Genomic DNA, 25,565 nt, shown 5'->3' with positions numbered 1-25,565 from the left:
CGCTGCATGTTCGACAGCATCGGGTGGGCCGAGATCCTGGTGATCGTGGTCGCCGGGCTCTTCATCCTGGGGCCGGAGCGGCTGCCGTCGGCCGCCGCGTGGCTCGGCCGCAACGTGCGCAAGGTCCGCCAGTACGCCACCGGCGCGCGTGAGCAGCTGCGTACGGAACTGGGCCCGGAGTACGACGAGCTGCGCAAGCCGCTGCAGGACCTGCAGGGCCTGCGGAACTTCGACCCGAAGCGCGCGGTCAGCCAGCACCTGCTGGACGACGACTGGAACAAGCCGGGCAACGGCGGCTACAAGGCCAACGGGTACACCGATCCGGCCGCGCCGGCGCCGGCCGCGCCCACCTCGGACAGCCCGCCGCTGACCAAGGGCGAGAAGCCCCCGTTCGACCCGGACGCGACCTGACGCGCCGATCAACTTCACCGTGAGTGTGACCCGCCGCCGCACTCGCGCCCACCTGCAACACTCTTCACGTTCTGGCCGCTCGCCTGCACGTCGTTGACCTGCGCTTTTGTGATCGCCGACGGACTTTAGCGGGCTAAAGTACGCACGCATGAGCCGCCGCGGTTGTCAAACGACGCGCATATGTAGCCCAGCGTGATCAGCGACATTCATGATGCCGAGGGAAGAGTTGTTGCGCCGCAACAACTTTCGGCCTGACAACCCGACGCGTGCGACGCGGCGCCCTTCACCCTCCGTGAGCTTCCGCGCGTACTTTAGCGGGCTAAAGTACGCCAAGGGCGTTGGAGCGGTTGTCAACGTGAGAATCACCAGAGGCCGGCCGGGCGGGGATGCGAGCGCCTCCCCTGCACGCGCATCCCCGGCCCGCCGTCCCACTCCTCCCCAGGGCGGGACCTGCCGGCGTGAAGACCTAACCAGACAGCACTGTCATTTCGCTGTCATCGGCGTTGGTGCGGGTCAGCGGCCCGCAGGGGACACGTTGAGCATGCGGCCGGCCAGACCGCGGGCGCGCTGGGACAGCCTGCCGGCGACCTCGCGCAGCACCACGGACGCGGGGGCGGTCGGCTCGTGCGTGACCAGTGGCGTGCCGTCGTCGCCCGACTCACGCAGCCGGGGATCCAGCGGCACCTGACCGAGCAGCGGCACGTCCGAGCCGACCGCGCGGGTCAGCGAGTCCGCGACGACCTGCCCGCCGCCGGTGCCGAACACGTCCATCCGGGTGCCGTCCGGCAGCTCCATCCACGACATGTTCTCGATCACGCCGGCGATCCGCTGCCGAGTCTGCAGGGCGATCGCGCCGGCCCGCTCGGCCACCTCGGCGGCGGCCTGCTGCGGCGTGGTGACGACCAGGATCTCCGCGTTCGGGATCAGCTGCGCCACCGAGATCGCGATGTCGCCGGTGCCCGGCGGCAGGTCCAGCAGCAGCACGTCCAGGTCGCCCCAGAACACGTCGGCGAGGAACTGCTGCAGCGCGCGGTGCAGCATCGGCCCGCGCCACACCACCGGGGTGTTGCCCGGCGTGAACATGCCGATCGAGATCACCTTCACGCCGTGCGCCTGCGGCGGCATGATCATCTTCTCGACCTTGGTCGGCTTCTCGGTCGTGCCGAGCATGCGTGGCACCGAGTGCCCGTAGATGTCCGCGTCCACCACGCCGACCGACAGCCCGCGCTCGGCCATCGCGACGGCCAGGTTCACCGTCACGCTGGACTTGCCGACACCGCCCTTGCCGGACGCGACGCAGTACACCCGCGTCAGCGAGCCCGGCTCGGCGAACGGGATCTTCGGCTCCTCGGCGTCGCCGCGCAGCGACTTGCGCAGCTCGGTGCGCTGCTCGTCGCTCATCACGTCGAGCTCGACCCGCACGTCGCGCACGCCCGCGACGGCGGACACCGCGGCGGTCACGTCCTTGGTGATCTTGTCGCGCAGCGGACAGCCGGCGATGGTCAGGTACACCGCGACGGTCACCACACCGCCGTCGGCCACGGAGACGTCCTTCACCATGCCGAGGTCGGTGATCGGCTTGTTGATCTCCGGGTCGTTCACGCTGGCGAGCGCCTTGCGGATCGCCTCGACGTCCGGTGCTGTGGTCGACTCTGTGGTGGTCACGGCTCCCATGCTACGGAAGTCGGATAGCCCCGGATCTCGGGAGGACATACCCAGAGTGTGCGTGATCGCAGCCATTCCGTAACATCAGCCGATGTGCCACAGTCGCACACCGCAGCCACACCGACGGGGGTTCAGCTGGACGCGTGGCGGAAGTTCCTTCGCGCACACGCGCGGATAACCCGCTGCCTCGAGGCGGAACTCCTTGCTGAGCAAGGACTTTCACTCGGCGCCTACGACGTCCTGGTGCAGCTCGTAGAGGCGCCGGAACACCGCCTGCGCATGGCCGAACTGGCCGGGCTGGTGCTCCTGTCCCGATCGGGTGTCACCCGCCTGGTCGACCGGATGGAGCGCGACGGGCTGGTGGTCCGGGAGCGGGTGGACGAGGACGGGCGCGGCGTGGTGGCGAGGCTCACGTCCACCGGGTTCGACACGCTGCGCGCCGCGTCCAGCACGCACCTCGCCGGTGTCACCCGCCACTTCGTCAGCGCGCTGTCCGAGGAGGAGCTGCGGGTGGTCGGCGAGCTCTGCGGCCGGCTCGCCGATCAGCAGGTCGACCAGTGAGCCGGCACGTCCGCGCGGTCGGCCTGGTGAACGTCGTGGACGAGCAGGCGCCGCACCGCGAGGTCACCGAGGAATTGGGCGTCGGGCTGCGCACCGCCCGCTTCCGGCGGACGTATCGCGCGCCGGCGTACGGCGAGGGTGACGGCGCGACCGTCGAGCTGGTCTGTTACGACGGCGAGCTGGACGGCGAACCGGCGCCGGGCGCGGAGATCGCGGCGCTGCGCCGGGTCACCGCGAGCGAGTACGGCGGCGACCGGGAGACCGCCCCGGCGATCCACCTGCTGCTGCGCGATCTGCTACTGGACGGCGTGCTGATCAAGTAGTGCGCACTCAGCCGGGTGTGTCATCCCAGCGCCGATCGTTCTTGACGGCCTCGGCGGACGGCTGGGATGCCTTGCGGCGCTTGACTTTCAGGTCCTTGCGCAGCTTGTCCAGCTCGGTGCGCAGGTAGTCCCGGCTGGCCACCTCGCCGACCGCGATGCGCAGCGCGGCCAGCTCGCGGGCCAGGTACTCGGTGTCCGCCTTGGTCTGCGCGGCGCGTGCCCGGTCCTCCTCCAGCGACACCCGGTCGCGGTCGTCCTGCCGGTTCTGCGCGAGCAGGATCAGCGGCGCGGCGTAGGCGGCCTGCGTGGAGAACGCCAGGTTCAGCAGGATGAACGGATACGGGTCCCACCGCAGCGACACGGCGACCAGGTTCAGCGTGATCCAGATGATCACGATCAGCGTCTGCCAGAACAGGAACTTGCCGGTGCCGAGGAATCGGGCCAGCCGCTCGGAGAAGCGGCCGAACGCCTCCGGGTCCACGTCGAAGCTCAGCCGGCGCGGGGAGCGCGGCTGATCCAGCCGGCGCCGGGACGGTGGGTCAGGCATCGAGCCGCTCACCTCCCGCCTCGCGCAGCCCGCTCTCCCGCCAGCCCTCGGGCAGCAGGTGGTCGAGCAGGTCGTCGCCGGTGATCGCGCCGAGCAGGTGGTCCTCGTCGTCCACCACCGGACCGCACACCAGGTTGTACGCCGCGAAGAACCGGGTCACCTCGGTGAGCGTGGCGTTCGGGCGAAGGCTCGCCAGCTGCGTGTCCACCACACCGGCGACCAGATCCGACGGCGGTTCGCGCAGCAGCCGCTGAATGTGCACGCAGCCGAGGTAGCGACCGGTCGGGGTGGCCGACGGCGGGCGGCACACGAACACCAGGCTGGCCAGCGCCGGGGTGATGTCGGGGTTGCGCACCCGGGCCAGCGCCTCGGCGATCGTGGCGTCCGGCGCGAGCACGATCGGCTCCGGGGTCATCAGGCCGCCCGCGGTGTCCTTGGAGTACTCCAGCAGCCGGCGCACCGGTTCGGACTCCTCCGGCTCCATCAGCTCCAGCAGCCGGTCTTTGTCCACTTCGGACAGTTCGGCGAGCAGGTCGGCCGCGTCGTCGGGGTCCATCGCCTCGAGGATGTCGGCCGCGCGCTCGTCGTCCAGGTGCGACAGCAGGTCCTTCTGATCCTCCTCCGGCAGCTCCTCGATCACGTCGGCGAGCCGCTCGTCGTCCATCGCGTCGGCCACCTCGTAGCGGCGCTTCGCGGGGAGATCGCGCAGTGCCGCCGCCACGTCCGTGGCGCGCAGCCGGTCGTAGACGACCAGCAGTGCCCGCGCGTCCTGCCGTGTCTCGGTCAGCTCCGCGATGCCGAGCCCGCTGATCTCGTCCCAGCGCAGCACCTGCACCGGGCCGCGCCGGCTCAGCCGTCCGGTCCGCTCGCGCACCGCGACCCGCGCGATCACCCAGTCGCGGGTGCGGGTCGGCTCCATGGCGGCGTCCATCACCACGACGTCCGAGTCGCCGACGGTCACCCGCGCGTCGAGCATCTGGCCGAGCACCAGCACCTCGTTGGGCCGCTGGTGGAACGCGCGCAGGTTGACCGAACCGGTGGCCAGCGTGACGCCGGTCGGCTCGATCGAGGTGACCCGCAGCATCGGCACGAAGATCCGCCTGCGGGTGGCCAGCTCCACGACGATGCCGAGCGCCTTGGGCGGCTGCCGGTCCAGTCGCAGGCCCACGACGACGTCCCGAACTCGCCCGATGGACTCGCCGTCCGGGCCGAACACCCCGAGCCTGGCGAGCTGCGCCACGAAGACCCTGGTCACACCACCCACATGATCAGGCTAGCCGCGACCGCCCCGGTGCGCCGGGGCGATCACGGCCAGCCGGGCCAGGTTCGCCGTGACCAGGCGCGCGGTCCGCTCGACGGCGGGCACCATCGACGACAGTCGCCGGCCGTCCAGCACCCGGGCGCTCACCGACGCGACCACCTCGCCGGACGGGGTGCGCACCGGTGCCGCGACGTTGGAGATCTCCGGCACGTGCGGGCACCCGAAGTTGACCATCGTGCCGTCCCGGTCGCGCACATCGGTGACCAGGCGCCGCCATTCGGGCGTCGAGTACACCTTCGGCACGGCGCGCCGCGGATCGCCGAGGACAGTTGCCGCAGCGGGAGTTTCGCCGCGGCACGCAGGGTGGCTCCGGCCGACCACGCCTGGCCGAAGCCGAACATCCTCGGGCCGATGCGGTAGTGCCCGTCGTGCCGCTGCACCGCGCCCAGGGTGATCAACTGGTCGAGCAGACGGTGCGCCCTCCAGCACTCGTCGCCCGGACGCGGGGCGCTCTCCGTGGTGATCCATACCTGTCTCCTCGTCCGATCGCGGGACGACGTTCCACTGAGCGGATCGAACCGTCGCCCTCGGTCCGGCCCACTGCCACGCTCGCACGTCCAACGATTGACAAACGTCCGGAGAAAGTGATGCCCGTCGGTTTCATCGGGCTCGGAGTCATGGGCCAGCTGATGGCGCTCAACATGGCCCGGGCGGAAATACCGCTGGTGGTGTGGAATCGCACGACGCGCCGGACCGAGCCGCTGCGCGCGGCCGGTGCGACCGTCGCGGCGAGCCCGGAGGAGGTGTTCGGCCGCGCCGAGGTCGTGATCCTCATGCTCGCCGACGGCGCGGCCATCGACACCGTGCTCTGCCGCAGCACACCGGGGTTCTCCACCAAGGCCGACGGGCACACGATCGTCCACATGGGAACGACGTCGGCGGAGTATTCACGGGGGTTGGAGGCCGACGTCCGCGCGGCCGGAGGCCGGTATGTGGAGGCACCGGTCTCCGGCTCGCGCGCTCCGGCCGGGTCGGGGCAGCTCGCGGCGATGGTCGCCGGCGAGGACGACGCGGTGCGCCAGGTGCGGCCGTTGCTCTCGCCGATGTGCCACGAGATCTTCGGCTGCGGCCCGGTGCCCAACGCGCTGCTGATGAAGCTGTCGGTGAACCTGTTCCTGATCACGATGGTCACCGGTCTGGTCGAGGCGGCGCATTTCGCCGAGCAGCAGGGCATCGATCCTCGGCGGTTCGTGGAGGTGCTGGACGCCGGGCCGATGGCCAGCGACGTGTCCCGGGTGAAGGCGCACAAGCTGGTGAACCGCGACTTCGGGGTCCAGGCCTCGATCGCCAACGTGCTGGAGAACAACCGGCTGGTCGCCGAAGCCGCCCGGCACGCGGGCATCGCCGCACCGCTGCTGGACGCCTGCCACGCGTTGTACGGCGAGGCGCTCGAACTCGGTCACGGCGATCTCGACATGATCGCCGTGCTGCGCGCGATCCAGGTGCGCGACCTCTAGAAGCGCGCGACGAACCGACGCTGCCACGGCGTCTCCACCGCGCGGTGCGCGTAGTGCTCGCGCACGTAGGCCACCGCCTCGCCGGCCGGCACGCCGTCCAGTACGGCGATGCAGGCCAGCGCGGTGCCGGTGCGCCCGTACCCGCCGCCGCACGCGACCTCGACCCGCTCGTGTTCGGCCCGCCGCCACGCGTCCAGCAGCACCTCGCGTGCGGTCGCGCGATCGGACGGCAGCCGGAAGTCCGGCCAGCGCACCCATGTGCTCGGCCAGTCCACCGGCGGCGGCTCCTTACCCAGCAGGTACAGCCCGAACTCGGGACGCTCGCCGTCCGGCAGGCCGCGGCGCAGTCCCCGGCCGCGCACCAACCGCCCGGACGGCAGTCGCAGCACGCCGGGCGCGGGTTCCCAGGTCATCGAGTGGCTCTCCGCATCAGATCGGTACCGCCGTCGGTGCGGTGGTACAGGACGTACTGGCCGTCGCGCCGGCTGCCGACGAGCGCTGCCTTGCGCAGCACGGCCAGGTGGTAGGACACCGTCGGCGCGGACAGCCGGTGGCGGCGGCTCAGGTCGGCCGTCGACCGTGGCGCGTCCAGGTCGCCGAGGAGCGCCGCCCTGGTCGGGCCGAGCAGCCGGTCCAGCGATCCCGTGTCGGGTGCCGGGCGGGACGCGCCCACGCCGGCGGCCGGGTAGCACAGCACCGCCTCGCGCGGGTCGCACAGCTGCACGCTCAGTGTCGGCCACGACAATACCGCCGGCGCGCACACCACCTCGACGCCGTCGAGCCGGAACTCCTCCTGCCACACCGAGCGCACCGTGAGCGTGTCGCCGGCCCACGAGATGTTGTCGTGCAACGAATCCAGCATCGCGCCGACGCCGTGGCCGGCCATCGTGGCGGCCCGCGCGGCGAGGTCGGCGTCGATAGTGGCGGTCAACTCGGTCCAGCCGTCCGCGATCGCCGCGGCCCAGAACCGCATGATCCCGCCGGCCGCGCGGACGGCGAACGTGCCGTCGTCGACCGCCCGCCGTACCGAAGCCGGCATGGGCCGCCCGGTCCACGAGACCTGGTCGGCCACCACATCCGGTGCGGTGGCGGCGATCCGGTCGAGCTGATCGCCGAGCACCTGCTTTCCCTTGCCGCGCAACGGTTTCGGGGTCAGCAGGTCGGGGGAGTAGCCGCGGCCGGACCTCGGCAGCACGGCCGCCACCAGTGCCGCGTCCGGATCACGCAGCGCCGATCGCGCGCTCGCCCCGGGATCGCCGAACACCGGGTGCCGGCCGCCGGACGCGGTCAGCCGCAGCCACGCGTTCGCCTCGCACACCGGTGACGGGGACAGCCGCACCCTGGCGAGGCTGTCGGCGTCGAACCGGGCCACGATCACGCGCCGAGCCTACGTGCGCCCGTACCTGCGGGGAACGATTCGAACGCCCTCTAATCGTTGCCCGTTCGCGGGTCCGGCGCGGTGAGGTCCGGCCACTCGACAGGAAGGACCTCACCATGGCCACCAGGAACATCGCGATCGCTCTGGTGCTCGCCGCCGGCGCGGCGACCGTCGCCGGCACCTCGGCGTCGGCCGCGCCGGACGGCGCGCGCGGCTGCGCGTGGCAGTTCGACACCGCCGTCGCCCGGTATGTCGCGACCACGGACGCACGGGACGCGAAGGCGTTCAACGCGTTGGTGCACCCCGACGTCGTGGGAGTACTGCCCGGCGGCTCGACGCTGGTCGGCAAACCCGCGTTCGCCGGCTTCATCGAACGGTTCTTCGCCAGAACCGACTGGACGCAGACGTTCACGGTCAAGCACCGCGCGGTGGACGGCTGCTCTACGGCGACCGTGCTGTTCGAGTCGGTGTACTCCGAACCGGCCGCCGGCTACCGGCAGACCCTCATGATCGGCATCACCTGGACCCGCGAACACGGCCGCTGGCTGGTGCTGCACGACCAGAACACCGTCGTGGAGTAGGCCACATCGGCGTGCGCGCCGGCCGGGCGGCACTAGGGTTACCCAGCGGTAGACCCTGGCTGACGGAGGCTTTTCATGCGTTCACCGAAGGACTTCTTCGCACCGCTCGCCGTGGGCGCGCCGGACCCGGTGCGGGAAATCCCGTTCCGCCCGTCGCGGATGATCCACTTCTTCGACCCGAGCAACGAGAAGATGGCCGCCAAGGTGCCGGACATGGCCGCACAGGCCGACGTCGTGCTCGGCAACCTCGAGGACGCGATCAAGGCCGACTCCAAGGAGGCCGCCCGCGACGGGCTGGTGCGCATCGCCAAGGCCACCGATTTCGGTGACACCCAGTTGTGGACCAGGGTGAACAGCCTCGACTCGCCGTGGGTGTTGGACGACCTGATCACCCTGGTCACCGAGATCGGCGACAAGCTCGACGTGATCATGGTGCCCAAGGTCGAGGGCGCGCAGGACATCCACCACGTCGACCGGCTACTCGCCCAGCTCGAAGCGCGCGCCGGACTGGAACGCCCGCTGCTCGTGCACGCGATCCTGGAGACCGCGAGCGGCGTGTCCAACGTGGAGGAGATCGCCCAGGCGTCGCCGCGCATGCAGGGCATCTCGCTCGGGCCGGCCGACCTCGCGGCGAGCCGCCGGATGAAGACCACACGAGTGGGTGGCGGCCATCCGGGTTATCTGGTGCGCACCGACCCGACCGGCGAGGACCTGAACGAGGGCCGCACCACCTACCAGCAGGACCTGTGGCACTACACGGTCGCGCGCATGGTGGACGCGTGCGCGGCCGCTGGGATCCTGCCGTACTACGGGCCGTTCGGGGACATCGCCGATGTCGTGGCGTGCGAGGACCAATTCCGCAACGCGTTCCTGCTCGGCTGCGTGGGCGCGTGGAGCCTGCACCCCAAGCAGATCGCGATCGCCAGGAAGGTGTTCTCGCCGGCGCCGGACGAGGTCGCCTGGGCGCGCAAGGTGATCGCCGCCATGGGCGACGGCACCGGCGCGGTGATGATCGACGGGAAGATGCAGGACGACGCGACGGTGAAGCAGTGCCGGGTGGTCGCCGAACTGGCCGACGCGCTCGCCGCCCGTGACCCCGAGCTGGCCGAAGCCTACGACGCCGCGACCAAGGAGGCGCTCGCATGAGCCAGGTTTCCTTGCGCCCCAGGCGATCCGTGCTCTACATGCCGGGCGCGAACGACCGCGCGCTGGAGAAGGCGAAGACGCTGGCCGCCGACGCGCTGATCCTCGATCTCGAGGACTCGGTCGCTCCGGATTCCAAAGTGGACGGTCGGGACAAGGTGTGCGCGGCCGTCGCGTCCGGCGAGTACGGCAAGCGCGAGCTGACCATTCGGGTCAACGGTTTCGACACCGAGTGGCACGACGACGACCTGCGCGCCGCCGCCCAGGCCGGCCCGGACGCCGTGGTGGTGCCCAAGGTCAACTCCGCCACCGAGGTGCACGCGATCGAGAGCGCGCTGGAGTCGGCCGGCGCGCCCGACCACACGGCGATCTGGGCCATGGTCGAGACACCGGTCGCCATGCTGCACGCCGAGGAGATCGCGCGGGCCAGCGACCGGTTGACCGTGCTCGTCATGGGTACCAACGACCTGGCCAAGGAGTTGCACGCCGAGCACGTGCCCGGCCGTGCGCCCCTGCTGGGTGGGCTGTCCCTGGCGCTGCTCGCCGCGCGCGCCACCGGCAAGGTGATCCTGGACGGTGTGTACAACGAGGTGAAGAACCTCGAAGGCTTCGAGGCGGAGTGCGTGCAGGGCCGGCAGTTCGGCTTCGACGGCAAGACGCTGATCCACCCGACGCAGCTGGAGCCGTGCAACCGCGTGTTCGCGCCGGCCGACGCCGAGGTCGACTCCTCCCGCAAGATCATCGAGGCGTTCGAGGCGGCGCGTGCCGAGGGCCGTGGCGTGGTCACCGTGGACGGCAAGATGATCGAGAACCTGCACGTGGACAACGCCCGCCGCATCCTCGCCGTGCACGACGCCATCCGGGAACTGGCCCAATAGCCGTCGACCGAGGAACCCCGGAACCCCGCCCGTCGTCCCAATGCGGAGACGTGATCAACGGGGGGACGAGTGCACGACTGGCACGTGCTGATCGAGGAGACAGTCGATGTCTGGGGCTCGACGCAGGGGCGGCACTGGTGCGTTTCCTGGACGAGCGGGCCGGTGAGCCACCCGGACGCCGTTCAGTTGGCGGGCGCGGTGGCCGACGGCTATCGCCCGGCGCACCCGAGAGTCGTGCGGTCGCGGAGCGTCTTCCGGCACGGTGACGACTGGGTGGTCCGGATCGCCGGCACGACGGAGACCTTCCATTTCCGCGTGAGCGTCGTCCAGTTGATCTCGCACTTCGATCACACCGGTCAGCAGACCTGGCCGTGATCGTCCGGATCGCTAGGCTGTTCGCGGCGGGGTGAGGGGAGAACACGAGTGACCGGCCACTGGGCTGTCGTCATCGAGGAGAACACGAACCGGGGCGACTACATGCAGTGGAGGGTGACGCATACGTCCGCCGCCATGCCCTATGAGCACGCCGTGGGAGCCGCGAAGGAAACCGCCGCGTTGTATCAGCCGCAACACCCGACGCTGCAGCAGGGACGGACGGTCTACCACAGTGGGAGCGACACCTGGATGGTGCTGGTGGAAGGGGCCACCAGCAACCACCACTTCCGCGTGAGCGTGGTGGAGGTCGTGGCGCAGTACGACAAAGCCGGCCGGCTGACCTATCCCCTGAGCTGATCGATCGGGCGTAGCATCGATCAGGAAGGTGGATCAGGAGCCGCGCCGCCGTTGATTCGGGCGGCGACGCGACCGTGTACGGGCGGGAGCGCGCCATGGTCCTTCTCTACATTCTGTTGACGATCCTCGGGATCGGCCTCATCTATCTGAGCGCGAGTGCCCGCGTGGTCAAGCAGTACGAGCGCGGGCTGATCTACCGGTTCGGCCGGGTGCGGCCGCAAGTCCGGGAGCCGGGGCTGACGTTCCTGTTGCCGGTCGCCGACCGGCTGCAGAAGGTCAACATGCAGATCGTCACCATGCCGGTGCCGTCCCAGGAGGGCATCACCCGCGACAACGTGACCGTCCGGGTGGACGCGGTGCTCTACTTCAAGGTGATCGACCCCGTGGCGGCCGCGGTCAATGTCGAGGACTACCGGTCGGCGATGAGCCAGGTCGCGCAGACCTCGCTGCGGTCGATCATCGGCAAGAGCGACCTGGACGACGTGCTGTCCAACCGGGAGCGGCTCAACCAGGGCCTCGAGGTGATGATCGACAGCCCCGCGCTCGGCTGGGGCATCCACATCGACCGGGTGGAGATCAAGGACGTCGCGCTGCCCGAGTCGATGAAGCGCTCGATGTCCCGGCAGGCCGAGGCCGAACGGGAGCGCCGCGCGCGGATCATCTCCTCCGACGGCGAGCTGCAGGCGTCCTACAAGCTGTCGCAGGCCGCCGCGCAGATGGCCGACACCCCCGCCGCGCTGCAACTGCGCCTGCTGGAGACCGTCGTCGAGGTGGCCGCGGAGAAGAACTCCACGCTCGTGTTGCCCTTCCCCGTCGAGCTGCTGCGCTTCCTGGAGAGCGCTGGGCCGCCCAAGTCGGCGAAGGCCGAGGAGTCGCGCGACAACGGCCAGCCGCCCGCGCCGAGGGTGCCGGAGGAGGACACGCCAACAGAGCGGCTCGAGAACTGACGTGGCGGAGCGCACCATCACTACGCGAACGAGCGTTAACGGCGGCATACTGCCCGGTAACCGTTTTGTCAGCGCCCGACATCGATAGGGAGCGCCGGATGGCCCGCCTCGCTCAGACCCCGGGACTCACCGACGTCCAGCAGGAGATCCTCGCCACCGTGCGGGACTTCGTGGACAAGGAGATCATCCCGCACGCGCAGACGTTGGAGCACGCGGACACCTACCCGTCCGACATCGTGGCCGGGATGAAGGAGATGGGGCTGTTCGGCCTCACCATCCCGGAGGAGTACGGCGGCCTCGGCGAGTCGCTGCTGACCTACGCGCTGGTCGTCGAGCAGATCGCGCGCGGCTGGATGAGCGTCTCCGGCGTGATCAACACGCACTTCATCGTGGCGCACATGATCCGCCACCACGGCACCGACGAGCAGCGCCGGAGCCTGCTGCCCAAGATGGCGGCCGGCCACGTGCGCGGGTCGTTCTCGATGTCCGAGCCGGATCTCGGGTCGGACGTGGCGAGCATCAAGACGCGCGCCAAGGCCGATGGCGACGAATACGTCATCGACGGCGCGAAGATGTGGCTCACCAACGGCGGCAGCTCGAATCTGCTGGCCGTGTTGGTGCGTACCGACGAGGGTGCGGAGAAGGCACACCAGAACCTGACCGCGTTCCTGGTCGAGAAGCCGGAGGGATTCGGTGAGGTGCTGCCCGGCCTCATCATTCCCGGCAAGATCGACAAAATGGGGTACAAGGGCGTGGACACCACCGAGGCGGTGTTCTCCGGATTCCGGATCGGCGCGGACAAGATCCTCGGCGGCGCGTCCGGTAAGGGCTTCGGGCAGATGATGGACGGCGTCGAGGTCGGCCGGGTGAACGTGGCCGCGCGGGCCTGTGGGATTGCGATTCGGGCGTTCGAGCTGGCGGTCGAGTACGCGCAGCAGCGCCGCACGTTCGGCAAGGCGATCGCCGAGCACCAGGCGATCGCGTTCAAGCTCGCGGAAATGGCGACCAAGGTCGAGGCCGCGCATTTGATGATGGTGAACGCGGCCCGGCTGAAGGACTCCGGAGAGCGCAACGACGTGGAAGCCGGAATGGCGAAGCTGATCGCGTCCGAGTACTGCGCCGAGGTGACTCAGGAATCGTTCCGGATTCACGGCGGATACGGCTACTCGAAGGAATACGAGATCGAGCGGCTCATGCGTGAGGCGCCGTTCCTGCTGATCGGCGAGGGTACCTCCGAGATCCAGAAGACGATCATCAGCCGCGGACTGCTGCGCGAGTACAAGTCCCGCGGCTGACCCCCCGCGAGGCTCGACCGCCTCCCCGGCATTTCCCAGTAATGGGTGCCTTCCAGCGCATGGTGCCGTTGCGTCGTCACCGGGGCTGGGTTGCGTCCCGTTCCCCTAAGGTGCGGCTGCTTGGCACCGCGAGTCCCGCGCTGTGCACCGGTGAGTCCCGCGCTGTGCACCGGTGAGTCCCGCGTTCGTGCTGCGTGAGCGCGGGACTCACCGTGTCTGAGCGCGGAACTCGCGCGTTTGCGGCGTGCTAAGCCCGCTCGGCGTCGCTGGGCTCCACGCAGAACTCGTTGCCCTCCGGATCGGCGAGCGTGACCCAGCCCCGGCCGTTGGGCCGCCGCTGGTCGTCGAAGAGCGTGGCGCCCGCCTCGATCAGCCGCGCGACCTCGTCGTCCCGGGTGCGCTCCAGCGGCACGAGATCGAAGCGCAGCCGGTGACCACCGACCAGAACCCGGCGAGCTTCCACGGGTCCTGGCAGTCGATCGTGACGTGCTGGACGCGAACTGACACACCGGCGCCTTCCTTCGAGGAGACTGGACGGTAGCAGCGGTGGCAGGATTGACAGGTGACCGCGCGGAGAGGTGATCAGCAGTGACCGGTTCGTTCTCGGGTGGGTCCCGCCGAGGTGCGGGGGTACCCAGATTGCCGACGCGGCCGTCCGGCTGGCCGATCGGATCCTACGACAACTACGAAGAGGCCCAACGGGCCGTGGATTTCTTGGCGGACAACGAGTTTCCCGTCGAGCAGGTCACCATCGTCGGCGTCGACCTGATGCTCGTCGAGCGGGTGATCGGCCGGCTGTCCTGGGGCAAGGTGCTCGGCACGGGTGCCGCCTCCGGCGCGTGGTTCGGTCTGTTCGTCGGCCTTCTGCTCGGCCTGTTCTCGCCACAGGGCGGCTCGGTCACGCCGATCCTGGTCGGCCTCGGCGCGGGCGTGGCGTTCGGCCTCGTGTTCGCCGCCGCCGGTTACGCGACCACTCGCGGCCGGCGCGATTTCGCCTCGTCCAGCCAACTCGTGGCCGGCCGCTACGACGTGCTCTGTCAACCGCGAAACGCCGAGCAGGCCCGTGACCTGCTGGCGAAGCTCGCCATGCGTCCGGGTGGCGCAACGGCCTGACCCATTCGCGTCGCCCTCCACTTGGGGGAGTACTCGAATCGTTGCGTCCAGCGCTTGCGGCAAGTGATCAACAGGCATAGTTTCTTCGACGTTCGGTCCTGCGTGTGTGATCTGGCGCACATGCAACCGTCCAGCACGCCATGGTGCCGACGTGTGTGACCCCATCCCGACCGTCGGCGCCGCGTGCGTAGCCGGAAGGAGGCGGGGCGCCGTGGGTGAGCGATTCCCCGGACGAAAACATGGTCAGAGGCGATTGATCGCGATCGCCGGCGCGGTGCTCGTCGCGGCCGGGGCACTGACCGCGTGCGGGTCGGACTCCGGCACGACGATCAATCTCTACCTCGCGCCGGAGGAGAGCTTTCAGAAGGTCGTCGACAAGTGCAACGCACAGGCCGGCAACCGCTACAACATCGTCTTCCACAAGCTGCCGCGAGACGCCGACGGCCAGCGCGAGCAGATGGTTCGCCGGCTGGCCGCGGGTGACACCGAGGTCGACCTGCTCGGCCTGGACGTGACGTCCGTGCCGGAGTTCGCCGAGGCGAAGTGGATCGTCGAGTGGACAGGGGCGAACAAGCAGCAGGCCTCCGAAGGCGTGCTCCCCGGTCCGCAGGCCACCGCCACGTGGAACGGAAAGCTCTACGCCGCGACGAAGAACACCAACGTGCAGCTGCTCTGGTACGACGCGGCGCTGCTCAAGCAGGCCAACGTGGCCGTGCCGACCACCTTCGACGAGATGATCGCCGCGGCGCAGAAGCTCAAGAGCATGAACCTGCCGTACCAGGTCCTGCTGCACGGCGCGCAGTACGAAGGCATGCTCGTGCACTACAACTCCGCGGTGGCCTCGGCCAACGGCAAGGTCATCTCCGACGACGGCAAGTCCGTGGTGATGGACGCCGGCGCGGTCAAGGGCCTCGAGGTGCTCAAGAAGCTCGCCACCGCCGGTGTCACCAGTCCCTCGCTGGACAACGCCAAGGAGGAGAACGTCCAGAAGGGCTTCGAGGCGGCCGGCAGCCAGGCGGCCTTCGAGTTGAACTGGCCCTACGTGTACGCCTCGATCCAGAAGAACAACCCGGAGCGGGCGAAGAACTTCCAGTACGCCCGGTACCCCGGCGTCAACCCCGGCCAGCCGAGCCGGACCGCGATCGGCGGGTTCAACCTCGCCGTGAGCGCGCACTCCAAGCACCAGGCGGAGGCGTTCGACGCCGCGTTGTGCTTGCGCAGCAAGGAAAGCCAGAAGTACTCCGCGCTGGCCGACGCGTTCGCGCCGACCATCGAGTCGATCTACACCGACGAGTCGCCGATGGACATCGGCGGCAAGACCAAGACCATGCGCGAGGCGTATCCGATGAAGGAGAAGCTTCTCGAGGAGCTGAAGGACCCGGCCGTCCGCCCGCTGACACCCGCCTATCAGAACGTGTCGACGGTGCTGCAGACCCACCTGGCGCCGTTCTCGGACATCGACCTGCCGGGCGTGGTCGAAAAACTGCGCAAGGAACTCGCGGATGCGTTGCAGTCCAAGGGGGTTCTCCCATGAGCGAGACCGGTGAACTGCTCACGCAGAACGCCGTCGGCGCGGAGGCGGCGGTGCGCAAGGCCGGCGGCAAGCGCGAACTGAGCGAGGGCAAGAAGGCCGAGCGCAAGCTCGGACTGTGGCTGTGCGCCCCCGCCGCGCTGGTCATGCTGGCCGTCACCGGATGGCCGATCATCTACTCGATCTGGCTGTCGCTGCAGCGCTACGACCTGCGGTTCCCCGATCAGCAGGCGTTCGTCGGGCTGGAGAACTACGTCACCGTGCTCGGCAGCCCGTACTGGTGGCAGGCCTTCGGCATCACGATGATGCTGACCGTCGTGTCGGTGGCCATCGAGTTGGTGCTCGGCATGACACTGGCGCTGATCATGCACAGGACGCTGGTCGGCCGGGGCCTGGTGCGCACGGTCGCGCTGATCCCGTACGGCATCGTGACCGTGGTGGCCGCGTTCTCCTGGCGCTACGCCTGGCAGAGCGAGACCGGCTACCTCGCCGATCTGTTCGCCGGCCAGACCGACCCGTTGGTCAACTTCTGGTCCTCGATGGGCATCATCACGCTCGCCGAGGTGTGGAAGACCACGCCGTTCATGGCTCTGCTGCTGATGGCCGGCCTGGCGCTGGTGCCCGACGACCTGCTCAAGGCCGCGCAGATGGACGGCGCCAGCGCGTGGCAGCGGTTCGTCAAGGTGATGCTGCCGGTGATGAAGCCGGCGATCCTGGTCGCGCTGCTGTTCCGCACGCTGGACGCGTTCCGGATCTTCGACAACATCTTCGTGCTGACACAGGGCTCGCAAGGGCGATCGTCGGTGTCGATACAGGCGTACAACAACCTGATCAAGGGCCTCAACCTGGGCATCGGCTCGACCATGTCGGTGCTGATCTTCATCACGGTGGCGATCATCGCGTTCATCTTCGTGAAGCTCTTCGGCACCGCGGCACCCGGAAGCGACGAGGAGGGGAGGCGCTGATGGCCATCCAGACCGCTCCCGACCAGGACCAGTGGACCCGCCCGTCGATCTGGACGCGGTGGGGACCGAAGGCCCGCTGGGGTCTGATCGACATCCTGGTGATCGCTTACGCGATCATCCCGGTGCTGTGGATCGTCTCCCTGTCCTTCAAGACTCCGAGCACGTTGTCCGACAAGAGCTTCATTCCCAACGAATGGACGTGGGACAACTACATCAACATCTTCAAGACGACCGACTTCATCCAGGCGCTGATCAACTCGATCGGCATCGCGCTGATCGCCACGCTGATCGCGGTCGTGCTGGGCACCATGGCGGCATACGCCATCGCGCGGCTCGACTTTCCTGGTAAGCGCATACTGGTCGGCGTCTCGCTGATGATCGCGATGTTCCCGCAGGTGTCGCTGGTGTCTCCGCTGTTCGACATGGAGCGCTCGCTGGGGCTCTTCGACACCTGGCCCGGCCTGATCCTGCCGTACATCACCTTCGCGCTGCCGCTGGCGATCTACACGTTGTCGGCGTTCTTCCGCGAGATTCCGTGGGAGTTGGAGAAGGCGGCGAAGATGGACGGCGCCACGCCGGGGCAGGCGTTCCGCAAGGTGATCGCCCCGCTGGCCGCGCCGGGCGTTTTCACCACGGCGATCCTGGTATTCATCTTCTGCTGGAACGACTTCCTGTTCGCGATCTCGCTCACCTCCACGAACGAATCGCGAACCGTGCCGGCCGCGCTGCAGTTCTTCACCGGCGCGTCCTATTTCGAGGATCCGACCGGAACGACGTCCGCAGCCGCGGTCATCATCACCATTCCGATCATCATTTTCGTGCTCTTCTTCCAGCGTCGCATCGTCGCGGGGCTGACGTCCGGAGCCGTGAAGGGATAGCGAACCATGGCCGAGATCGTCCTGGACAAGGTGACCAAGCGATACCCGGACGGCGCGCTAGCGGTGTCCGAGGCGAATATCGAGATCGCCGACGGGGAATTCATCATCCTGGTCGGCCCGTCCGGCTGCGGAAAGTCCACGATGCTGAACATGATCGCCGGACTGGAGGACATCTCCGACGGCGAACTGCGCATCGACGGGCAGCGGGTGAACGAGAAGGCGCCGAAGGACCGCGACATCGCGATGGTGTTCCAGTCCTACGCGCTGTACCCGCACATGTCGGTGCGCGAGAACATGGCGTTCCCGTTGCGGCTGGCGAAGGTCGACGACGCGACCGTGCGCGCCAAGGTGGACGAGGCCGCCGAGATCCTCGACCTCACCCAGCACCTCGACCGCAAGCCGGCGAACCTGTCCGGCGGACAGCGCCAGCGGGTGGCCATGGGACGCGCGATCGTGCGTAGCCCCAAGGCGTTCCTGATGGACGAGCCACTGTCCAATTTGGACGCGAAGCTGCGGGTGCAGATGCGCACCTCGGTGTCCAAGCTGCAGAAGCAGCTCGCCACCACGACCGTCTACGTGACACACGACCAGACCGAGGCGATGACCCTCGGCGACCGGGTCGTGGTGCTGCGCGGCGGGCTCGTGCAGCAGATCGGCTCGCCGCAGTTCCTCTACGACAACCCGGCGAACCTGTTCGTCGCGGGCTTCATCGGATCGCCCGCGATGAACTTCATGCCGGCCACGCTCGCCGACGGCAAGGTCACCTCTCCGCTTGGCGACGTGACCCTGACCGACCGGGTGCGCCAACTCGTGGAGGCGGCCAACGCCAACCGCGACGTGATCATGGGCGTTCGGCCGGAGCACTTCGAGGACGCGCGACTGATCGACGACGCCGCGCGTGGCGGTGGTGTGGTGTTCAAGTCCCGCGTCGAGGTGCTCGAGTCGATGGGCTCGGACAAGTACGCGTACTTCAACGTCGACGGCCGGCACATCGAGTCCCAGGAGCTGGCCGAGTTGGCCGCCGACGCGGGTACCGCCGACGCTGGTGAGACCGCGATGGCGCTGGTGACCCGGCTGTCGGCGGCCTCGGGTGCGTCCGAGGGCGAGGAACTGGACATCTGGTTCGACGCGGACAAGGTGCAGCTGTTCGACCCGGAGAGCGGCAGGAACCTCACCTACTCGGGCTGAGCAGGTTCGGACGGCGCGTCCCCGGTACCGGGGACGCGCCGTTACTGTGGGCCCGCCCGTCCGTGCGAACGAAGGGGAGCCGTGACCGTTGTCCTGGTGGTCGCCGGGATCGTGGTGCTGTACGTATTGCTGAACGTGCTCACCTTCGTACTGCCGAGAACGTTCGTGAAGAAGCGGCAGGCCGCGAAGAACGCCGAGCGGGAACGGTTCGCCGCCGAGGCGGGCTGGCGGTTCGACGCCTCCGTGCCCGAGTTGACCACCAGGTACCCGGTGCCGCCGTTCACCGAGCACGGCGACCGGCGGGTGGCGTTCGGGGTGCTCAGCGGTGTGCAGGAAGGCGTGCCGTTCACCGCGTTCGACTTCCGGATGCGCACCGGTGTCCGCACCGGGTTGTTGTGGTCCGAGGAGACCGAGGTGCACACGGTCTTCGCGCTGCGGCTGCCGGTGCCGATCCCGCCGCTGCGGCTGTTCGCGGTCGCGTCCCAGAAGTTCGCCGACCAGCCGGCGCCGCGGACCGCCGACCCGGAGTTCAACAAGCGGTACCTGATCGAGGACGGCGATCCGGCGGTGGTGAACCGGCTGTTCACCCCGGCGGCGACGCGGCTGATGGTGGAGAACGACATCGGCAACCTGTCGGTGCGCGGTGGTGAACTGGTGTGCACGGCGTCCAAGGTGTTCGCCAAGACCTCGGCCCGCGAGATCGCTGAGCGGGTGCGCGTGCTGGCCATGGTCGTGCACGCGATCACCCGCGGCGGCCAGCGCTAGTACTGCGGGGCCTACCTCGATGTGTCCTTAGCGACGCTAAAAGGTTCAGCGGGCTCGACCCCTTCGGCTTGCTAACGGGTTGAGCGGGCTCGACCCGCTGTAGCCCTGTAGTTCTAGCTGACTGTCCGAAGTGGACTGTTGAACGTGCGGCGGTAGGCGCCAGGGCTGGTGCCGATCTCGGCCAGCATCCGCCTGCGCAGGTTCGCCGGGCTGCCGAGTCCGGACCGGTGCGCGACCCGTTCGACGGACAGGTCGGTCGTCTCCAACAGCCGCTGCGCGTGCCGAATCCGTTGCAGCAGAAGCCATCTGCCGGGTGTCGTGCCGGTGGCGGCGGTGAACGCGCGGTGGAACGCCCGCTCGCTCATGCCGGCGTGCGCGGCGAGGTCCGGCACCGAGATCGGCTCGCCCAGCCCGGCCAGCGCCCAGTCCATTGTGGACGCGATGTCGCCGCGCTCCGGCCGCGCCGGGACGGGTGCCCACACGTACTGGGCCTGGCCGCCCTCGCGAACCGGCGGCATCACCATCCGGCGCGCCATCGTGGCGGCCACCTCGGCACCGAGGTCGCGGCGCACCAGGTGCAGGCACAGGTCCAGACCGCCGACCACGCCGGCGGAGGTGAGCACCCGGCCGTCCTCGGTGAACAGCACGTCCCGCCGCAGGACGGCGCGCGGCGCGGCCTCGGCGAGCTGGTCCAGCAGCGCCCAGTGCGTCGTGGCGGCCCGTCCGTCCAGCAAGCCGGCTGCGGCCAGGGTGAACGCGCCGGAGCACAGCGCGGCGACGGTCGCGCCGTCCCGGTGTGCCCTGCGCAGCGCGGCGAGCGCGCTGGCGGGCACCTCCGCGCGCGGGTCGTCGCGGCCCAGCGCGATCACCAGGTCGCAGCCGCGCAGGCCGGCGAGGCCGTGCGTCGCGCGGGTTTGGCCGGCCGGGCTGAGCGTGACGGTGCGCCGCCCTGGCGCGCACAACCGCAGGTCGAACGGGCCGATGCCGTCGTCCGTGCGATCGGCGCCCCACACCTCGCACACCACGGCGAGGTCGAACACGCGGCTGTCCGGCAGCAGGAGAACGCCGATCGTGCGCATGGCAGAAAAGTACCGCAACGCGCTGATTCTGTCTCTCGCCGGCCGGGTGCCGCCGCCGGAAGGGTGGACGCCATGACAACGACAGCACTCATCGTGATCGACGTTCAGCGCGGCTTCGACGACCCGACGATGGGCCGGCGCGACAACCCGGCGGCGGAGGCGAACATCGCCGAGGTGATCGGCGCGTGGCAGCGTGCCGGGCAGCCGATCGTCCTCGTGCGGCACGACTCGGTCGAGCCGGGTTCACCGCTCGCCGCCGGTACTCCGGGCAACGCCTTCAAGCCCGAACTGGACGGTGTGCGCGGCGATCTGATGTTCAGCAAGAGCGTGCACTCGGCGTTTCACGGGCACGTCGACCTGCACCGGTGGCTCACCGAGCGGGGGATCGGCGACATCGCGCTGGTCGGCATCCAGACCAACGGCTGCGTCGAGACCACCACGCGCGTCGGCAACAATCTCGGCTACCGGGTGCGGGTGGCGCTGGACGCCACGTTCACCTTCGACGCGGTGGGGCCGGACGGCGAGACGGTCCCCGCGGAGGCGTTGCGCACGGCGACCGCGGCGAGTCTGACCGCGCTGGGGTTCGCGACGGTCGTGTCGACCACGGAGTTGGTCGCCTCGATCGGGTGACACGGCTGGCGTGAAGGTGGCCTTCACGCCGCCCGATGATCTCCATCGGGGGAGCCGCAGCAGCCCTTCGAGTGGTGCCGTGCGGAAACCTGGCGGCGGTGGTCCCGCACAGGAAATCCTTGCCCCGCTTGAAGAACACGGCGCTCCAACCGGGAGCGCCGGCCAGGGGAGAGGACTCCACATGAGGAATTCAGTGCGCGTGGCCGCCGTCGTGGCGGCGATGGCAGCGGGGACGATCGGCGTCGGCGCGACCGCGCAGGCCGGCACGATCGCCGCGCCGCCGGCACCCGCCGACCCGACCGTGTACGGCTGCGACCGGGGGCTGTTCTGTCTGTGGCCGGGCGAGCAGTACCGCGGCCCGATCCACACGATCGACCCCAACATCGCCACGGCCGGCGAGTGCGTACCGCTGCCCGAGGGCGTGGACGCGCGGTCGTTCGTGAACCGCACCGAGAAGCACATCACCGTGTACCAGGCCAGAAACTGCGACACCGAGGAGGACTTCTCCACCTATCCGGGCGGCGGAACCTTTGTGCCGCAAGCACCTTTCACGGTGCGCGGGGTTCAGGTCTGGAGCTGACCGTCGCTCGTGGACGGGCCCGGCCATGAGCCCGGCGTGCGAGGCGGCATCGCCTCGTCCGTCTGTTTGGTGTGGTACGGGGTGAATCCGCGCGCCTGATAGTTGCCGAGCGCGGCCGGGCCGTCCAGCGAGCAGGTGTGCAGCCACACGCGGCCGACGGGCGGCACACCCGGCCAGCGCTCGTGCACCGACCACGCGCGCTGGCAGCCGACCGTCAGCAGATGTCCACCGATACCACGGCCGAGAAAGCCGGGAAGGAGGCCGAATGAGGCGATCTCCAACTGAATAGTGTCCGAAGTGGACGGTGGGGCCGGGTCCGAGGTCACGGCCGTGTCCTCGGCGGATCGCCCGATGAACTCGACGTATCCGGCTGGTGTGCCGCCAGACCACGCGACCCACACCTCCACCATCGGCTTGGCGAGGCGCTCGACCCACTGGTCATGCGACCAGGTCAGCCGATCGACCCAGAACCAGTCCCCGCCGACGGTGGCGTACAGAAATCGGGTGAACTCGGGCGTCGGGTTCTCGGCACGGACCACGTCGATCGGCTCCGCAGGGGCTTTCGCCGGCCGAATGTCGTCGGGGGACCGCTGCTCGAGGTAGGTGGTGGTGACCAGCACGCTGGCATCACATCATGCCGGCGGGACCGTGCCGCACGCGCGGGTCCGGTCACCCGAGCCGGGAGTTATCTCCGTTGCTCGCGGACGGCGGTGAATACCTCGTCGTCCCACCGGTGGGTGCGGATGAGGCGGTAGCGCTCGCAGATGACCCACAGGTAGGCCTCGGCCTCGGTCTGGGTCTCGATCATGGCGGCCTGCCGGAGCATCCGGACGACGGGGACGAACTCCTCCTCGTACCACCGGCGCGCCACCGTGGCGCGGTCGAGCAGCTCGCCCTCGTCCTGCATCAGCCGGAAGCCCCACGCCTCGACCGATTCGCTGAGCTCGGCGTAGTCCCACGGGTCGGTGAACCGGATGGCGGCGCGCGCCTCGCCGGTCAGTGGAACGCGGTCGAGGAAGATCCGCCGGAGGTCCTTCACCATGAGGTCGCCGCGATAGCGGATGCCCTCGGGGGAGATCCGGGTCCTGATCACGGTGACGTACGCGTCGATCGTCTTCAGGCCCATGGCGTGGGCGACCGACACCCGGTGGTGGCCGTCGATCACGAAGTGCAGGTCGCCGACCCGGTACACCTCGATCGGCGGGATCGCTTCGCCGCGCCGGGTGGCCAGTGCCAGCCGCTGCCAGCGTTCCCGGACGCGGCCGGACGTCGGGCGGAACCGACGGTCGAAGTCGCGGGTGCGGTCCACGCTGCCGACGATCGACTCGAGTTCGATCACCTTGAGCCCGAGCCGCCGCTCGCCGAGTCGGCCCAGCGCGTCGATGACCTCGTCGAACGGCAGCATGATGCTGACGTCGTCCGGCTCGCGCCGCAGCCACGCGGCCAACCGGGACAGCACCTGCCGCCGGCGCATCCGGATGAAGTCGTTCTCCGCGTCGGCGAAGGGAAAACCGGTGTCACCGGGCATGGGTCGTCCCTCTCGCGTGATCGGAGGTGGGGATGTCGAGCACCCGGTAGCCGACGACGTTGACCACCCGGGTCCCGTCGAGCGTCCGATCCGGCACCGCCTCGCCATGCGGGTGGATGTGGCCGTGCACGAGCAGCTTCGGCCGCAGCCGGCGCACCGTGTCGTGCAGGCACACGAACCCGCGGTGCGGCGCGTCCTCCCGGTCGCCCACCCCGCGCGGCGGCGAGTGGGTGAGCAGCACGTCGACCCCGTGCAGGCCGCGAAACCGTTGCCACGCAACGGTTCTGGCCAGCCGGCGGGCCCGGCGCGCCTGCTGCTGCTCGGTCCACTGGTTGACGCCGTCGTTGTACCGGATCGAGCCGCCCAACCCGGCGATCACCAGGCCAGCGCGCTCGGTCAGCCGACCGTCCACATTGGACCCGCCGGCCGGGCCGGGCCAGCGTGCCGGAAACCCGCCGCGCAGCCACAGCCCGCGCACGCGGGTGTACCCGCCGAGATCGGGGTCGTGGTTGCCCGGCACGAACACGCACGGCTTGTCCAGCGTGTTGGACAGGTGCTCCAGGTAGTCGAACGGCAGGTCGCCGGCGCCGAGGATCAGGTCGACGTCATGCCGCCGCACCTGCTCGGTCCAGAGGTGTTCCACCACCTCGTCGGCCACCGCCAACACCCTGGCCATAGGGCGAGCCTAACGGCTATTCGCCGTCCGGCCAGGCACTCAAGGCTGCCCGGCGATGATCACCGTGACGGTGGTGAGCCAGAGCAGGATGAACGTCATCATCCAGAAGCGAATGTTGGTCAGCAGCCGAACCATCGGAAACCCTCCGGGTGGAACAAGAGTGGTCAGTGGGAGGCATGGCGAGCTGGGCGGCCCTGAAACCCCCGACAGGGGCGACCCAGCTACAGCCATCGATTCCGACGGAATATTCGGTAGAGCATCAGGCACACGCCGACGATCACGAGCATCACCATCGGGTACCCGAACTTCCAGTGCGTCTCCGGCATGTAGTCGAAGTTCATGCCGTACACGCCGACCACCATCGTCGGCACCGCGATGATCGCCGCCCAGGCGGTGATCTTGCGCATGTCCATGCTCTGCTGGAGCGTGATCTTCGCGAGCACCGCGTCCAGCAGCGTGTTGAGCAGGTCCTCGAAGCTCGCCACCTGCTCGGCCACCCTGGTCAGGTGGTCCTCGACGTCGCGGAAGTAGGAGCGCACGTCCTCCGGAACGACCGGCGAACAACCCTCGGCGAGCCTGCGCAGCGGGGTGGCCAACGGCAACACGGCGCGCCGCAGCTCCACGATCTCCCGCTTCATCAGGTACATCTGCTCGGCGCCCACCACGCCCCGGGGCGCGAACACGATCGACTCGATCTCGTCGATGTCGTCCTCGATCGCCTCGGTCACGGCGAGATAGTTGTCCACGATCCGGTCGGCGATCGCGTGCAGCACCGCGGCCGGCCCGAGCTTGAGCCGCTCCGGCGAGGCGTCCATCTTCCCGCGCAGGTCGTGCAGGCTGGAGTGGCCGCCGTGCCGCACGGTGACGATGAAGTCCTTGCCGAGGAACGCCATGATCTCGCCGGTCTCGACGATCTCGTTGGCCGTGGTCGGCGACTCGTGCTCCACGTACCGCACGGTCTTGAACACCATGAACAGGTTGTCGTCGTAGGGCTCCAGCTTCGGCCGCTGGTAGGCGTGCACGGCGTCCTCGACGGCCAGCTCGTGCAGGCCGAACGTGTCCGCGATGCCCTGGATCTGCTCGGCGTCCGGCTCGTACAGGCCGATCCAGACGAACCCCTCGTGCCGGGAGCGCACCTCGCTGATCGCGTCGGTGTAGGACCACTGGCCGGGCAGGCGTTCGCCGTCGATGTAGACCGCGCAGTCGACCACGTAGGCCGGCACCGGTTGCGGTGCACGGGCTGTGGCCGGCCGGCGGCTCGTGACTTTTCTGAGGCCGCCGAGGGACGGGATCGAGGGCATGAGGTCCTCCAGGCGTTCACGTCGTTTGCGTGTACGACGCGCCGGACACGACCACCCCGGCGCTGGAGCGCCCCGACCGATGCCGCAGGGCC

The 25,565-nt window shown here is 69.3% G+C and carries 31 protein-coding genes; 19 read left to right on the top strand and 12 right to left on the bottom strand.

Going from position 1 to position 25,565, the window contains the following annotated elements; genetic code table 11:
• The first annotated feature begins 6 nt into the window (after positions 1-6).
• Positions 7-411, top strand: coding sequence for a Sec-independent protein translocase protein TatB (gene tatB / locus EV193_RS00770; RefSeq protein WP_130341981.1), 405 nt, complete (start codon positions 7-9; stop codon positions 409-411).
• Between the two features lie 513 nt (positions 412-924).
• On the opposite strand, the gene EV193_RS00765 is transcribed toward tatB, so the two are convergent.
• Positions 925-2,085 (bottom strand): Mrp/NBP35 family ATP-binding protein, encoded by a 1,161-nt coding sequence (locus EV193_RS00765; protein WP_207222448.1) that lies wholly within the window; start codon positions 2,083-2,085, stop codon positions 925-927.
• Between the two features lie 48 nt (positions 2,086-2,133).
• On the opposite strand from EV193_RS00765, the gene EV193_RS00760 reads away from it, so the two are divergent.
• Both EV193_RS00760 and EV193_RS00755 read left to right on the top strand, forming a co-directional pair.
• A complete protein-coding gene (locus tag EV193_RS00760; protein WP_341273132.1) occupies positions 2,134-2,637 on the top strand; it encodes a MarR family winged helix-turn-helix transcriptional regulator in 504 nt (167 codons plus the stop codon).
• Entirely contained in the window at positions 2,634-2,960 is a 327-nt protein-coding gene (locus EV193_RS00755) for an NUDIX hydrolase (RefSeq protein WP_130341979.1), read from the top strand. The genes EV193_RS00760 and EV193_RS00755 overlap by 4 nt, the downstream gene beginning before the upstream one ends.
• 7 nt (positions 2,961-2,967) lie before the next feature.
• On the opposite strand, the gene EV193_RS00750 is transcribed toward EV193_RS00755, so the two are convergent.
• From EV193_RS00750 to EV193_RS00740, 3 genes are read right to left on the bottom strand one after another with little or no spacing between them, the layout of a single operon-like run.
• Positions 2,968-3,507, bottom strand: a complete 540-nt coding sequence (locus EV193_RS00750) for a DUF1003 domain-containing protein (protein ID WP_130341978.1) — start codon at positions 3,505-3,507, stop codon at positions 2,968-2,970.
• Entirely contained in the window at positions 3,500-4,771 is a 1,272-nt protein-coding gene (locus EV193_RS00745; protein ID WP_130341977.1) for a magnesium transporter MgtE N-terminal domain-containing protein, read from the bottom strand. The genes EV193_RS00750 and EV193_RS00745 overlap by 8 nt, the downstream gene beginning before the upstream one ends.
• Positions 4,772-4,780: 9 nt before the next feature.
• Entirely contained in the window at positions 4,781-5,071 is a 291-nt protein-coding gene (locus tag EV193_RS00740; protein ID WP_130341976.1) for an IclR family transcriptional regulator, read from the bottom strand.
• Between the two features lie 344 nt (positions 5,072-5,415).
• Here EV193_RS00740 and EV193_RS00735 point away from each other — a divergent pair, with 344 nt between their 5' ends.
• The gene (locus EV193_RS00735) at positions 5,416-6,285 is read left to right on the top strand and encodes an NAD(P)-dependent oxidoreductase (RefSeq protein WP_130341975.1); all 870 of its coding nucleotides are present in this window, start codon (positions 5,416-5,418) and stop codon (positions 6,283-6,285) included.
• On the opposite strand, the gene EV193_RS00730 is transcribed toward EV193_RS00735, so the two are convergent.
• The gene (locus EV193_RS00730) at positions 6,282-6,698 is read right to left on the bottom strand and encodes a protein-tyrosine phosphatase family protein (RefSeq protein ID WP_130341974.1); all 417 of its coding nucleotides are present in this window, start codon (positions 6,696-6,698) and stop codon (positions 6,282-6,284) included. The two genes, EV193_RS00735 and EV193_RS00730, sit on opposite strands and share 4 nt — an antisense overlap.
• Complete coding sequence (locus tag EV193_RS00725) at positions 6,695-7,663, bottom strand: ArsR/SmtB family transcription factor (protein WP_130341973.1); 969 nt, start codon at positions 7,661-7,663, stop codon at positions 6,695-6,697. Before EV193_RS00725 ends, EV193_RS00730 begins: the two co-directional genes overlap by 4 nt.
• Before the next feature lie 116 nt (positions 7,664-7,779).
• Here EV193_RS00725 and EV193_RS00720 point away from each other — a divergent pair, with 116 nt between their 5' ends.
• The 7 genes from EV193_RS00720 (at position 7,780) to EV193_RS00690 (ending at position 13,239) form a co-directional block, all read left to right on the top strand.
• Positions 7,780-8,244, top strand: coding sequence for a nuclear transport factor 2 family protein (locus EV193_RS00720; protein WP_130341972.1), 465 nt, complete (start codon positions 7,780-7,782; stop codon positions 8,242-8,244).
• Positions 8,245-8,319: 75 nt separating this feature from the next.
• Entirely contained in the window at positions 8,320-9,390 is a 1,071-nt protein-coding gene (locus EV193_RS00715) for an HpcH/HpaI aldolase/citrate lyase family protein (RefSeq protein WP_130341971.1), read from the top strand.
• Between the two features lie 11 nt (positions 9,391-9,401).
• A complete protein-coding gene (locus EV193_RS00710; protein WP_165401240.1) occupies positions 9,402-10,265 on the top strand; it encodes an HpcH/HpaI aldolase/citrate lyase family protein in 864 nt (287 codons plus the stop codon).
• A gap of 69 nt (positions 10,266-10,334) precedes the next feature.
• Positions 10,335-10,640 carry a hypothetical protein gene (locus EV193_RS00705; RefSeq protein ID WP_130341969.1) on the top strand — a complete coding sequence of 102 codons (306 nt, stop codon included), beginning with the start codon at positions 10,335-10,337 and terminating at the stop codon, positions 10,638-10,640.
• 48 nt (positions 10,641-10,688) lie between these two features.
• Positions 10,689-10,997, top strand: a complete 309-nt coding sequence (locus tag EV193_RS00700; RefSeq protein WP_130341968.1) for a hypothetical protein — start codon at positions 10,689-10,691, stop codon at positions 10,995-10,997.
• A gap of 95 nt (positions 10,998-11,092) precedes the next feature.
• On the top strand, positions 11,093-11,944 hold the full coding sequence (locus EV193_RS00695; RefSeq protein ID WP_130341967.1) for a slipin family protein: 852 nt from the start codon (positions 11,093-11,095) through the stop codon (positions 11,942-11,944).
• A 98-nt stretch (positions 11,945-12,042) separates the two neighbouring features.
• Complete coding sequence (locus EV193_RS00690; RefSeq protein WP_130341966.1) at positions 12,043-13,239, top strand: acyl-CoA dehydrogenase family protein; 1,197 nt, start codon at positions 12,043-12,045, stop codon at positions 13,237-13,239.
• Positions 13,240-13,486: 247 nt separating this feature from the next.
• Here EV193_RS00690 and EV193_RS33900 read toward each other — a convergent pair whose 3' ends face one another.
• Positions 13,487-13,702 carry a VOC family protein gene (locus EV193_RS33900; protein ID WP_341273131.1) on the bottom strand — a complete coding sequence of 72 codons (216 nt, stop codon included), beginning with the start codon at positions 13,700-13,702 and terminating at the stop codon, positions 13,487-13,489.
• Positions 13,703-13,827: 125 nt separating this feature from the next.
• On the opposite strand from EV193_RS33900, the gene EV193_RS00680 reads away from it, so the two are divergent.
• The 6 genes from EV193_RS00680 (at position 13,828) to EV193_RS33025 (ending at position 19,679) form a co-directional block, all read left to right on the top strand.
• Entirely contained in the window at positions 13,828-14,352 is a 525-nt protein-coding gene (locus EV193_RS00680) for a YflT domain-containing protein (protein ID WP_130341965.1), read from the top strand.
• A 211-nt stretch (positions 14,353-14,563) separates the two neighbouring features.
• Positions 14,564-15,886: an ABC transporter substrate-binding protein gene (locus tag EV193_RS00675; RefSeq protein WP_242613072.1), complete on the top strand. Its 1,323-nt coding sequence runs from the start codon at positions 14,564-14,566 to the stop codon at positions 15,884-15,886.
• Positions 15,883-16,848 (top strand): carbohydrate ABC transporter permease, encoded by a 966-nt coding sequence (locus tag EV193_RS00670; RefSeq protein ID WP_130341964.1) that lies wholly within the window; start codon positions 15,883-15,885, stop codon positions 16,846-16,848. The genes EV193_RS00675 and EV193_RS00670 overlap by 4 nt, the downstream gene beginning before the upstream one ends.
• Positions 16,848-17,726: a carbohydrate ABC transporter permease gene (locus EV193_RS00665; protein WP_130341963.1), complete on the top strand. Its 879-nt coding sequence runs from the start codon at positions 16,848-16,850 to the stop codon at positions 17,724-17,726. Before EV193_RS00670 ends, EV193_RS00665 begins: the two co-directional genes overlap by 1 nt.
• A 6-nt stretch (positions 17,727-17,732) precedes the next feature.
• Positions 17,733-18,914, top strand: coding sequence for an ABC transporter ATP-binding protein (locus EV193_RS00660; RefSeq protein ID WP_130341962.1), 1,182 nt, complete (start codon positions 17,733-17,735; stop codon positions 18,912-18,914).
• A gap of 81 nt (positions 18,915-18,995) precedes the next feature.
• Positions 18,996-19,679: a hypothetical protein gene (locus EV193_RS33025; RefSeq protein ID WP_165401161.1), complete on the top strand. Its 684-nt coding sequence runs from the start codon at positions 18,996-18,998 to the stop codon at positions 19,677-19,679.
• A gap of 113 nt (positions 19,680-19,792) precedes the next feature.
• On the opposite strand, the gene EV193_RS00650 is transcribed toward EV193_RS33025, so the two are convergent.
• On the bottom strand, positions 19,793-20,758 hold the full coding sequence (locus tag EV193_RS00650) for a GlxA family transcriptional regulator (protein ID WP_130341961.1): 966 nt from the start codon (positions 20,756-20,758) through the stop codon (positions 19,793-19,795).
• A 72-nt stretch (positions 20,759-20,830) separates the two neighbouring features.
• On the opposite strand from EV193_RS00650, the gene EV193_RS00645 reads away from it, so the two are divergent.
• Both EV193_RS00645 and EV193_RS00640 read left to right on the top strand, forming a co-directional pair.
• Entirely contained in the window at positions 20,831-21,388 is a 558-nt protein-coding gene (locus tag EV193_RS00645; protein WP_130341960.1) for a cysteine hydrolase family protein, read from the top strand.
• 181 nt (positions 21,389-21,569) lie between these two features.
• Complete coding sequence (locus EV193_RS00640) at positions 21,570-21,968, top strand: peptidase inhibitor family I36 protein (protein WP_165401160.1); 399 nt, start codon at positions 21,570-21,572, stop codon at positions 21,966-21,968.
• On the opposite strand, the gene EV193_RS00635 is transcribed toward EV193_RS00640, so the two are convergent.
• The 4 genes from EV193_RS00635 to corA all read right to left on the bottom strand — a co-directional run bounded on the left by EV193_RS00635 (position 21,953) and on the right by corA (position 25,473).
• Positions 21,953-22,588, bottom strand: coding sequence for a GNAT family N-acetyltransferase (locus EV193_RS00635; protein WP_130341959.1), 636 nt, complete (start codon positions 22,586-22,588; stop codon positions 21,953-21,955). The genes EV193_RS00640 and EV193_RS00635 overlap by 16 nt on opposite strands.
• Before the next feature lie 65 nt (positions 22,589-22,653).
• Positions 22,654-23,496 carry a ParB N-terminal domain-containing protein gene (locus tag EV193_RS00630; RefSeq protein ID WP_130341958.1) on the bottom strand — a complete coding sequence of 281 codons (843 nt, stop codon included), beginning with the start codon at positions 23,494-23,496 and terminating at the stop codon, positions 22,654-22,656.
• The gene (locus tag EV193_RS00625) at positions 23,486-24,172 is read right to left on the bottom strand and encodes a metallophosphoesterase family protein (protein ID WP_130341957.1); all 687 of its coding nucleotides are present in this window, start codon (positions 24,170-24,172) and stop codon (positions 23,486-23,488) included. The genes EV193_RS00630 and EV193_RS00625 overlap by 11 nt, the downstream gene beginning before the upstream one ends.
• A gap of 221 nt (positions 24,173-24,393) precedes the next feature.
• Complete coding sequence (gene corA / locus EV193_RS00620) at positions 24,394-25,473, bottom strand: magnesium/cobalt transporter CorA (RefSeq protein WP_130341956.1); 1,080 nt, start codon at positions 25,471-25,473, stop codon at positions 24,394-24,396.
• Positions 25,474-25,565: the final 92 nt, after the last annotated feature.

This window comes from Herbihabitans rhizosphaerae, from assembly GCF_004216555.1.
GTDB lineage: Bacteria > Actinomycetota > Actinomycetes > Mycobacteriales > Pseudonocardiaceae > Herbihabitans > Herbihabitans rhizosphaerae.
This window is presented reverse-complemented; position numbering and strand designations above follow the sequence as displayed.